Source organism: Actinomyces sp. ICM58 (assembly GCF_000283035.1).
Lineage (GTDB): Bacteria > Actinomycetota > Actinomycetes > Actinomycetales > Actinomycetaceae > Pauljensenia.
In genome coordinates this window covers 1-9,824 of record NZ_ALIY01000136.1, presented here as the reverse complement: position 1 = coordinate 9,824, position 9,824 = coordinate 1, and the positions used below count along the sequence as shown (strand labels likewise).

The following is a 9,824-nucleotide window of genomic DNA, read 5'->3' as shown; positions in this document are numbered from 1 at the left end:
ATCTGGCCGGGTGGCGCGGCGACCACGACGCTGGCGGGGCCCTCGCCCTCCTCACCGGCGGTCGGCCGCATCGACGCGCACGACCTGGGCGGGGCGTTCCTGACCCGCTACCGGGTGCGGTGGGAGGGCGGCGCGTCGCTGGAATCCAGCGTGTGGGCGCCGGCGACCTCTGGCGAGGCGCGCCTGGTCATGGTGCACCACCAGTCGACGCTGATTTCCTGAAGCGGGGCGTTCTGTCTCGGGTGGGCTCGGCACGCGCGTTCGGCGGGCGCGCTCCGGGCACGACAGCCGCACTCTCTCCAAAAGTCGCATGCAATTCGGCTGCCCGAATAAACGGCACCGCCCACAAACGTTGCAATTCCAACGACGTGAATTCAATGTTTGAAGCAACCTCAGGGGAATTGCATGCGACATTGTTGGGAAACCGCTCCATGGCCGTGGCCGCGACGCGGAGAGGTTGCATCTCGACAGCCAGCCGCAGGTACCCCAGTCCGCCTCAGCCCCTTACGCGGATAGGTTATGCACACGCGGATAGGTTGCGCACATGCGGATAGGTTATGCGCACGCGGATAGGTTATTAACCTATCCAGATGCTCATAACCTATCCGCGTAGCCGTTTCCTATCCGCGAGGAGCCACGACGCGCTTACAGCTTGGCGCCCTCGAAGCTGAAGATGTCGAGGAACTTGCGCGCGCGATCCGAGGACGGGTCCGCGAAGAACTTGCGCGGCGGGTCGACCTCGACGATGCGGCCCTCGTCCATGAAGACGATGCGGTCGGCGATCGCGCGGGCGAAGCCCATCTCGTGCGTCACGATAAGCATGGTCATGCCGGTGCGCGCCAGTTCGAGGACGACGTCGAGCACCTCGCGCACCATCTCCGGGTCGAGGGAGGCGGTGACCTCGTCGAGGAGGAGGATCTCGGGGTTCATCATGAGGGCGCGCACGATGGCGACGCGCTGGCGCTGGCCGCCGGAGAGCTGGCGCGGGTAGTCGTCGGCGCGGTCAGCCAGGCCGACGCGCTCGAGCAGTTTGTGCGCCCGCTCCTCGGCGTCGGCGCGTGATTCTCCCGCGACGAGGCCGGGGGCGAGCGTCAGGTTCCCCATGACGGTCAGGTGGGGGAAGAGCTCGTAGGACTGGAAGACCATGCCGATGCGGCGGCGGACCTCGGGCCAGGAGACGCCGGGCGCCGCCAGGTCGGTCCCGTCGAAGAGGATCTGCCCGGAGTTGATCGGCTCGAGGCCGTTGATCGTGCGCAGCAGCGTGGACTTGCCGCAGCCGGACGGGCCAATGATGACGACGACTTCACCGTCGGCGACGTCGAGGGAGACACCGCGCAGGGCGTGGTGCCCTCCCGGGTAGGTCTTGTCGAGGTCGACGAGGCGCAGCTGCGGGTCTTCCACGGACGAGGACGTGGCGCGCTCGGGCGAGGCAGCGGTGTCGGAGGTCAGTTCTGCCATGTTTTCTCCATGTGGCGTGAGAGGAGCGAGATGGGCCAGCAGATGAGGAAGTACAGCGCGAAGATCAGGCCGTAGATCCACAGCGAGGCGGTGGGGTAGTTGAAGCGGTTAGCGTCGATGATCTGCTGTCCGACTTTGAGGACTTCGACGACGCCGATGAGGACGACGAGGGACGTCGTCTTGATCATTCGGGTGATGAGGTTGACGGCCGGGGGCGCGAGCCTGCGCAGGGTTTGCGGCAGGATGACGCGGCGCATGGTCTGCCTCGGGGTGAGTCCCAGAGCGTAGGCGGACTCGTACTGGTGGCGGGGGATCGCGATGAGCGCGCCTCGCACGAGGTCGCCCATCTCGGCGCCGCCCCACAGGGTGAAGACGAGGACGGACGCGGTGATGCCGTCCAGATTGATCCCCGCGACGCGCGTGAGCCCGAAGTACGCAACGAAGAGGAGGACGAGCTGGGGCATGATGCGCACGAACTCGAGGTAGAGCTGCATGAGCCAGCGCAGGGGCCGCCAGCGCGAGCGCATGCCGAGGCCGACGAAGACACCGAGGATCAGCGACAGCACGACGGACAGCGCGGAGATGCCGACGGTGACGCCCAGGCCCTCGAGGATGCGCACGAGGTTGCGGCCCTCGAAGATGACGTTAATTCCCAAATCCGCCACGGCGCACCTTCTTTTCGATCAGTCGGGCCGCGATGGACACGGGCAGGAGGATCACCAGGTAGGCGAGGACCAGGAGGATCAGCGCCTCTGAGGTGTTGTAGGACATGCCGATGAGGTCTTTCGCGACGTACACGAGGTCGGGCAGGGCGACGACGGAGACGACGGAGGTTTCCTTGATGAGGAAGATGACGTTGGCGGCAAGCGGCGGCACGGAGGTCGCGATGGCCTGCGGGAGGGCGACGTGGCGCAGCGTCTGCGTGCGCGTGAGGCCGAGCGCGGACGCCGACTCCCACTGGATGGTGGCGATCGAGTCGAGGCCGGAGCGCAGGGCTTCGGCCATGTAGGCGCCGCCCAGGAAGATCAGGCCGACGATCGCGCAGGTCTCGCCGCTCCACTTGATGCCCACGCGCGGCAGGCCGAAGTAGATGAAGAAAAGCTGCACGAGCAGCGGCGTGTTACGCGACAGTTCGACGTAGGCGGCGCCGATCTGGGTGGCGATCGGAATCCGGTAGTGCCGGATCGCGGCCACCAGGAGGCCGAGGGCGAGGGAGCCGACGATGCCGATGGCCGCGATCCTTAAGGTGAGGATGGCGGCGTCGACGTAGAGGGGCGCGTATCGCGCCAGGATCTCAAGATTCATAAGCGAAATCTGGGACGAGGCCGTGGCCGCGCCGGGCGATCACCCGCGGCGGGCGAACCCGTCAGGGGGCCACGGCCTCGTACCTGTGTCAGTTGCTGGAGGCGGTGTCCTGGCCGCCTTCGACGACGAGGTCGTCGGGGGTCGCAGCGTCACCGTAGACGGGGGCGAGGGTCTGCTCGTAGTCCTTGTGGAAGAAGTTCTCCTCGCCGAGCTCAACGAGCTGGTTGTTCAGCCAGTCGAGGAGGGCGGTGTTGCCCTTCTTGACGGCGGCCGCGATGTAGCTGGTCTCACCCAGGCTCTTGATGCCGACGCTGAAGCCGGGATGCTGGATCGCCCAGGCGATGACCTCGGTGTTGTCGGTGGAGAACGCGTCGCCGCGGCCGTCCTCGAGGGCCTGATAGGCGTCGGAGTACTGGTCATACTTCTGGAGCTTGACCTCGGGGTGGTTGGCCTCGAAGTAGGCTTCGGCGGTCGTGCCCTTGGTGACGATGAGGGTCTTGCCGGCCAGCTGGCTCACGTCCGTAATTTCCGCCGAGGTGGGCGAGACGACGCCGAGGGAGACCTTGAAGTAGGGGTTCGCGAAGTCGACCTTTTCGGCGCGCTCGGGCGTGACGGTAAAGTTCGCGAGGGTGATGTCGACCTTGTTGGAGGCGAGGACCTCAGTGCGGGCGGCGGCGTCGACGGGGACGTACTTGGCGGTGACGCCCAGGTCGGCGGCAATGCGGTCACCGTAGACGACGTCGTATCCGGCGGGCTTGCCGTCGGCGTCGATGTAGCCGAAGGGGGCCTTGTCGGAGAAGATGCCGATGACGATCTCGCCGGATTCCTTGATCTGCTCGGGGGTGCGGTCGCCGACCTGCGCGCTCGAGGAAGACGAGGAGGTGGCCGCGCCACCGGAGCATGCGGCCATGCCGAGGGCTGCGACCATGGCGACGGCGGCCGTGGCGAGTCGAAGGAATGGCTTCTTGCGTGCGTGAGTGGCGCTCATGAGGGCTCCTAATCTGCGGTCTGGAATAAAGGACGCCGGGGCGTTCGTCCTCGGCGTTGGTGTCGATGCTTCCACCGCGGGATGACATTTGCGAGGGACGTTTCCCGTTTTGAAACTATGTGACAAACGAATGGCAGGGCGATCGCCAGTATTCCGCTCCAGGACCTAGGGCCCAGAAAAACGTGAAAACCGTCATGCTACGGTGCGCCCGCTCGCAATTGGACGGACAGACACGCAAAAATTGCACTCATGCCCAAGCTCCCGCGCACAGTGAACTTCCCCGTGCCGGCGAAGCCTACCCGCTTTGAAATCGTTGAGGGGCTGCGCATCACGGCACCCGTAGCTGCCGGATACATCCCGCTCGGCCTGGCCTACGGCCTCCTGGTCGTTCAGCTGGGGATGCCATGGTGGATGGCGCCCGCCCTATCACTGGCCGCCTACTCGGGGTCGGCCGAGCTCCTCGTCATTACCCTGGCTGCACAGAACACGCCGCTGGCAGTCATCGCAGTGACGATGCTCCTGGTGAACTTCCGCCTCCTCTTTTTTGCGTTCTCATTCCCGTTGCACGCAATCGAGGGACGTGTCGCGCGCCTCTTCTCGATGTACGCCCTGGTCGACGAGGCCTACGCCCTCACCGCCGCCCGCCCGAACGGGTGGACCAAGCCACGCCTCCTGGCGATGCAAGTCCTCTTCCATCTGACATGGTTCGTCTCGGGCCTGGTCGGCGTCTTCGCGGGCGCGCTTATCCCCACGCAGATCCAGGGCCTCGACTTCGCACTGACGGCCCTGTTCATCACGCTGACGCTGGACTCGGCCCGCTCAATGAGCGAGCTCCCGTCGGCGGCCCTGGCCGGCTTGTCCTTCGCGGTGGCCATGGCGGTGGCGCCGGGCCAGCACCTCATCGTCGCGCTCCTGTTCTTCGTCGCCTGCCTGTCGGTGCGTCACGTCCTCCATCGACGAGGCATCCTGCGCTTCCCCGATTCCCCGCCCCCAAGCGGCGGGTCTGGTCAGGTCCGCCACGAAGGGAAGGCCTCGTGACTCCGTCTCTGCCCTATCTGCTGGCGATCCTGGCGATCGTCTTCGTCATCGACTTCACGCTGCGCGCGCTGCCGTTCAAGATCTTGGAGCCGCTGCGCGACTCGCGCTTCGTGGAAGATATGGCGGTGTGGATGCCGCCGGGGATCATGCTGATCCTGGTCCTATCGACGCTGTCTCACAATGCGCAGGCGGCGGGCGAGCGCTGGTGGGCGGCGCTGGTGGCGACGGGCATCACCGTCGCGGTGCACCTGCTCAGCGGCCGCAAGCTCCTGTGGAGCGTCGGCATTGGAACGGTCTGCTACATCGCGCTGCTGAACTGGCTCTGAGCCCCCTCCCCCAAAGTCGCACGTAATTTAACTTGGTCATTTTTCGAGACACCCCACAAACGTTGCAATCCCAACGACACGATTTCAAAGTCTGAAATACTCGCAGGGGAATTACGTGCGACATTGTTGGGGAACCATTCGCGGCAGGCTGCCGCCACGCGCAGCCCGAGCGGAAGGCGCCGAAGGGCCCGAGCAGATAGACACCACACCGCACGCGTCACCCGGGTTCGAGCGACACAACAGCGCCACACCAAACCCGCTACCATTGTGCCCATGCACACAGAGTCGTACCTGCACCACGGACACACGGTCTACGAGCATCGCCTCGAGGTTCCCCTCGATCACCTGCGCCCGATCGGCCAGGACAACCCCACGATCGAGGTCTTCGCACGCGAAGTCGTGCGCAAGGGCCACGAGGACTCCCCCTACGCGGTGTTCCTGCAGGGCGGCCCAGGCTACCCGAGCCCGCGTTTCGGCACGTTTACCGGCGGATGGATGAACCGTCTCCTGCAGGACTACCGCGTGGTGCTCCTCGACCAACGAGGCACGGGCCAGTCCACGCGCATGGACGCCCAGGCGCTCTCCCACCTGGCCACGGACGAGGAGAAGGCCGCGTACCTGCGCTACTTCCGCCAGGACCAGATCGTCTACGACGCGGAGGCGCTGCGCCGCGAGCTGTGCGGGGAAGACCCGTGGACGACGCTCGGCCAGTCGTTCGGCGGCTTCATCACGACCTCGTACCTGTCGCTGGCCCCCCAGGGCCTGAAGGCCAGCCTGATCACGGGAGGCCTGCCCGGCCTCGTCCACGTGGACGACATCTACCGCCTCACCTATGAGCGCACGGCGGCTCGCAACCGCGCGTACTTCCGCCGCCACCCGGGCGATGAGCGCACGGTCCGCGAGCTGTGCGCGCACCTGGCGGACACGGAGGAGACGCTGCCGACTGGCGAGCGCCTCTCGCCGACCCGCCTGCGCATGATCGGCATGATGCTCGGCGGCCAGGGCAACACGGACCAGCTGCACTACCTGCTTGAGGGCCCGTGGACGTCGGTTCGAGGCGAGCGCCGCCTCTCATCCCAGTTCCTGGCTGCGATCGGCGCGCAGGTGGACGTCGCGCCGATCTACGGGGTGTTCCAGGAGTACATCTACGCGTGCGCGACGCCGTCCCTGGCGGGTACGGCGACGCTCTGGGCGGCGGATCGCCTGGCCGAGGAGGTCCCGGGCTTCGCGAAGGACGCGGACCCCCTCGACGAGCGCGAGCCGTTCTACCTGACGGGCGAGCACTTCATGCGCCGCGTCTTCGACGAGGACCCGGGCTTGGCACCCCTGAAGGGCGTCGCGGAGATCCTCGCGTCGACGACGGAGGCCGCCCCCGTGTACCTGCCGGACGTGCTGGCCGAGAACACGGTGCCGGTCGCGGCGGCCATCTACTACGACGACATGTTCGTGCCGCGCGAGCTGTCCTTGGACACGGGCGACCTGATCGGCGCCCACCACTACATCACGAACGAGTATCAGCACGACGGTTCCGCCTATTCTGGCGGAAAGGTCGTCTCTCACCTGCTTGACCTGCTCGCGGACTGACCCGCGAGAGACGCTTCACTGAAAGGACTGGCCATGGCCTCGCCTCATTCCTGCCCCTGCCCCTGCTCCGTGTCCCTGCCGGTGAGCCCGACCCGCGCCGCGGGTATCGCGGTCGGCGCGGGAGCGACGCTCGCCTGGTACGCGCTGCCCGATTATGTGCGCTCACGCCCGCTGCGCGCCCTCGTGAAGACGGGCCTGCTGGGGGCGATCGGCTGGTCGATCGTCACGATGCTGCCCGAGGAAGGGGAGCTGCCGCCCTACGACGACGAGACGGACTGCTCGAAGGGGTCGCCGGTGGCCGGCGAGGATCCGCTCACGGGTGTCACGGAGGCGGAGCCGCGTGAGCTGGCGGTTCTGGCGGGCGCGGCGCTGGGGTCGGCGATGATCACGGTCGGCGTGGAGCGGTGGTTGTTCCGCCGCGGGGAGCGCCGCCGCGCTCAGGGCGTGCGCCTCGCTCACACGAGGCAGGGGCTGGTTCTCGGGGTCCTGGAGGCGGCCGCGACTGTGGCGACGCTCGCGGGCGAGGCGGCATCTTCCGCTCGGGACGAGGCCTAGGCACGCTTTCGGGTCACGCGCCGCCCTGGGGCACTGGGGCGGCGCCGGCTCGTCACGCCCGCAAGCCTGCCACGCGCTCGCACGCCGCGCATCGGTGCGCATCGGTGCGCAGTGGGCGGCTCTACCTGATGCCGCTCATGATGCAGATGAGGAAGAAGCCGACGATGACGACGGCGTACACGCAGGCGAGACCCTTGGCGCGCAGCTCGGGGAATCGTCCGCCGAGGCGCATGAAGGACAGTCGCACGCCTCGCGGAAGGGTTCGGTTGAACATGGAGATTTGAGCAGCCATGTATGCGCGAACGCCGATGACTGAGGCGATGTAGAGCAGGAAGACCCACCAGCGGGCGCCGGGGAAGAGGGATCGGGCGACGCCCACGTAGAAGAGCAGGCAGCACACGCCGGAGGCGGCGGCGAATTTCCCGGCTGTGGTCACCACGGCGCGCACGCGGCGCAGCATGGTGCGGTAGGCGGCGGCGACGGGGGGCTGGATTTCGATCTGGTAGGAGGATCGTCCCGCGCCCTTGAGGGGGCGCAGCAGGCTGTCGTAGGCGGTCTTCGCTTCCTCACAGTCGGGGTTGAGTTTGTTGGCTAGACGGAAGGCCCACTGCGCGGCGTCGGGGTTGACGGGTTCCCAGACGCGCCCGTAGGCCATGAGGAGCTCGATGTCGTTGCGGTAGGTGTCGGTGGCGAGGTCGGCGGGGCCGCGAGCTTCCTCGTATCGCCCGAGGTCGACCAGGGCGAGGGCGAGTTCGCGCGCGATCGCCGGGTTGTTGGGGTGGATGCGCGCGCCGGACGAGGCCGTGGCGGCGGCGTCGGTGGCCAGCCCCTGTCGGCGCTGGGCTCGGGCCATGAGGGCGAAGGGGTCGGCCATGTCGTTGCCGTAGGAGTGGGCGCGCGTCGCGTATTCCTCGCACAGGGGGTAGAGGCGGAGGCGGTCGGCGCAGGCGGCGGCCTGGATGTCTCGCCGGTAGCAGGCGTCCTCGCCGACCACGTCGATGCGTTCGAGGATGCTGAGGGCGGCCTCGTAGTCGTGTTTGGCGAGCGCGGCGTCGGCGTCGGCGAATGTGGGCGTCGTCATGGCGAATACGATAGTGCCCGTGTGCCCTCCTGCGTGAGCGCGTCCACGAAACGCACCTCCCCGGGTGAGCGCGCCGGGCCTACCCCGCGGGTATCCTGAAGGGAGCAGCGCGAGGCAACCCCGGCCTCGTCCGTTCAACACCGCACTTAGAGGAGCCCCCATGGCGACCGAGCCCGTGTTCGAGGCCATCAACTGGAACAAGATCCAAGACGACAAGGACCTTGAGGTCTGGGATCGCCTGACGGGCAACTTCTGGCTGCCTGAGAAGATTCCGCTCTCCAACGACCTGCCGAGCTGGAAGACCCTCAACAAGGACGAGCAGCTCATGACGAACCGCGTGTTCACGGGCCTGACCCTCCTGGATACGCTTCAGGGCACGGTCGGCGCGGTGTCGCTGATCCCGGACGCGCGCACCCCGCACGAGGAGGCCGTCTACACGAACATCGCGTTCATGGAGTCGGTGCATGCGAAGTCTTATTCGTCGATCTTCTCCACCCTGCTGTCCACGGAGGAGATCAACGAGTCTTTCCGCTGGTCGAACGAGAACGCAGCCCTGCAGAAGAAGGCCGAGATCATTAAGTCGTACTACGACGGCAACGACCCGGAGAAGCGCAAGGTCGCCTCGACGATGCTGGAGTCTTTCCTGTTCTACTCGGGCTTCTACGCGCCCATGTACTGGAGCTCGCACGCGAAGCTGACGAACACGGCTGACCTGATTCGTCTCATCATCCGCGACGAGGCCGTCCACGGCTACTACATCGGCTACAAGTATCAGCTGGCCGTGAACGAGTCGAGTGAGGAACGCCAGGATAACCTGCGCGATTACACGTACTCGCTACTGTACGAGCTTTACGAGAACGAGGAGCAGTACACGGAGGACCTGTACGATCCGCTGGGCCTGACCGAGGACGTCAAGAAGTTCCTGCGTTACAACGCGAACAAGGCGCTCATGAATCTGGGGTACGAGGCCTTGTTCCCGCATGACGCGACCGACGTGAACCCGGCGATCCTGGCGGCCCTGAGCCCCAACGCGGATGAGAACCACGACTTCTTCTCGGGGTCCGGTTCGTCCTACGTGATGGGCGAAGTCGTGGACACCGAGGACGAGGACTGGGACTTCTGATCCTGCCAACGCGGCCGGGCGCGCGCCCGGCCGCGTCGTCTGTGCGAGGCCCCTTTCCGGCGTTCCCCCCAAAAAGTCGCAGGTAATTTAACACGGTCAGTTTTAGACATAGCCCATAAACGTTGCAATTCCAACGACCCGATTTCAATGTTTGAAATAGTCGCGAGGGAATTGCATGCGACATTGTTGAGGAACCACGGGACCACGACTGCAGGGATCTGGCGGGCGCACGACACGGGCGCACGACGCGGCCGCATCGTGCGCCCGGCCGCATTCCTTATGCGGCCCGCACCATCTCTCCTTACGAGGCCCGCGCCCACTCTCGTCGCAGCCACGCGCAGGCCCCGGCGAGGCCGAGAATGGCGG

At 66.3% G+C, this 9,824-nt stretch carries 10 protein-coding genes and 1 pseudogene; 6 read left to right on the top strand and 5 right to left on the bottom strand.

Going from position 1 to position 9,824, the window contains the following annotated elements; translation table 11 throughout:
* A pseudogene (locus HMPREF1138_RS11285) lies at nt 1–222 on the top strand (ribonuclease H family protein); the annotation flags it as partial.
* 423 nt (nt 223–645) lie between these two features.
* Here the strand turns inward: HMPREF1138_RS11285 and HMPREF1138_RS06560 are convergent.
* The 4 genes from HMPREF1138_RS06560 to HMPREF1138_RS06545 all read right to left on the bottom strand — a co-directional run bounded on the left by HMPREF1138_RS06560 (nt 646) and on the right by HMPREF1138_RS06545 (nt 3,751).
* On the bottom strand, nt 646–1,458 hold the full coding sequence (locus tag HMPREF1138_RS06560; RefSeq protein ID WP_009057870.1) for an amino acid ABC transporter ATP-binding protein: 813 nt from the start codon (nt 1,456–1,458) through the stop codon (nt 646–648).
* Nucleotides 1,446–2,123 carry an amino acid ABC transporter permease gene (locus HMPREF1138_RS06555; RefSeq protein ID WP_009057872.1) on the bottom strand — a complete coding sequence of 226 codons (678 nt, stop codon included), beginning with the start codon at nt 2,121–2,123 and terminating at the stop codon, nt 1,446–1,448. Before HMPREF1138_RS06555 ends, HMPREF1138_RS06560 begins: the two co-directional genes overlap by 13 nt.
* Nucleotides 2,104–2,763 (bottom strand): amino acid ABC transporter permease, encoded by a 660-nt coding sequence (locus HMPREF1138_RS06550; protein ID WP_009057871.1) that lies wholly within the window; start codon nt 2,761–2,763, stop codon nt 2,104–2,106. Before HMPREF1138_RS06550 ends, HMPREF1138_RS06555 begins: the two co-directional genes overlap by 20 nt.
* 88 nt (nt 2,764–2,851) lie before the next feature.
* Nucleotides 2,852–3,751, bottom strand: a complete 900-nt coding sequence (locus HMPREF1138_RS06545) for a cysteine ABC transporter substrate-binding protein (RefSeq protein ID WP_009057869.1) — start codon at nt 3,749–3,751, stop codon at nt 2,852–2,854.
* 249 nt (nt 3,752–4,000) lie between these two features.
* Between HMPREF1138_RS06545 and HMPREF1138_RS06540 the strand changes: the two genes are divergently transcribed.
* From HMPREF1138_RS06540 to HMPREF1138_RS06525, 4 genes are all read left to right on the top strand, one after another.
* The gene (locus HMPREF1138_RS06540; protein ID WP_155887144.1) at nt 4,001–4,789 is read left to right on the top strand and encodes an AzlC family ABC transporter permease; all 789 of its coding nucleotides are present in this window, start codon (nt 4,001–4,003) and stop codon (nt 4,787–4,789) included.
* Nucleotides 4,786–5,115 (top strand): branched-chain amino acid transporter permease, encoded by a 330-nt coding sequence (locus tag HMPREF1138_RS06535; protein WP_009057873.1) that lies wholly within the window; start codon nt 4,786–4,788, stop codon nt 5,113–5,115. The genes HMPREF1138_RS06540 and HMPREF1138_RS06535 overlap by 4 nt, the downstream gene beginning before the upstream one ends.
* A 273-nt stretch (nt 5,116–5,388) precedes the next feature.
* Entirely contained in the window at nt 5,389–6,699 is a 1,311-nt protein-coding gene (locus HMPREF1138_RS06530) for an alpha/beta fold hydrolase (protein WP_009057862.1), read from the top strand.
* Between the two features lie 33 nt (nt 6,700–6,732).
* Entirely contained in the window at nt 6,733–7,254 is a 522-nt protein-coding gene (locus HMPREF1138_RS06525) for a hypothetical protein (protein ID WP_009057861.1), read from the top strand.
* A gap of 121 nt (nt 7,255–7,375) precedes the next feature.
* Here the strand turns inward: HMPREF1138_RS06525 and HMPREF1138_RS06520 are convergent, their stop codons facing one another.
* Nucleotides 7,376–8,335: a hypothetical protein gene (locus HMPREF1138_RS06520; RefSeq protein ID WP_009057864.1), complete on the bottom strand. Its 960-nt coding sequence runs from the start codon at nt 8,333–8,335 to the stop codon at nt 7,376–7,378.
* Between the two features lie 160 nt (nt 8,336–8,495).
* Here HMPREF1138_RS06520 and nrdF point away from each other — a divergent pair, with 160 nt between their 5' ends.
* A complete protein-coding gene (gene nrdF / locus HMPREF1138_RS06515) occupies nt 8,496–9,458 on the top strand; it encodes a class 1b ribonucleoside-diphosphate reductase subunit beta (RefSeq protein ID WP_009057867.1) in 963 nt (320 codons plus the stop codon).
* Nucleotides 9,459–9,824: the final 366 nt, after the last annotated feature.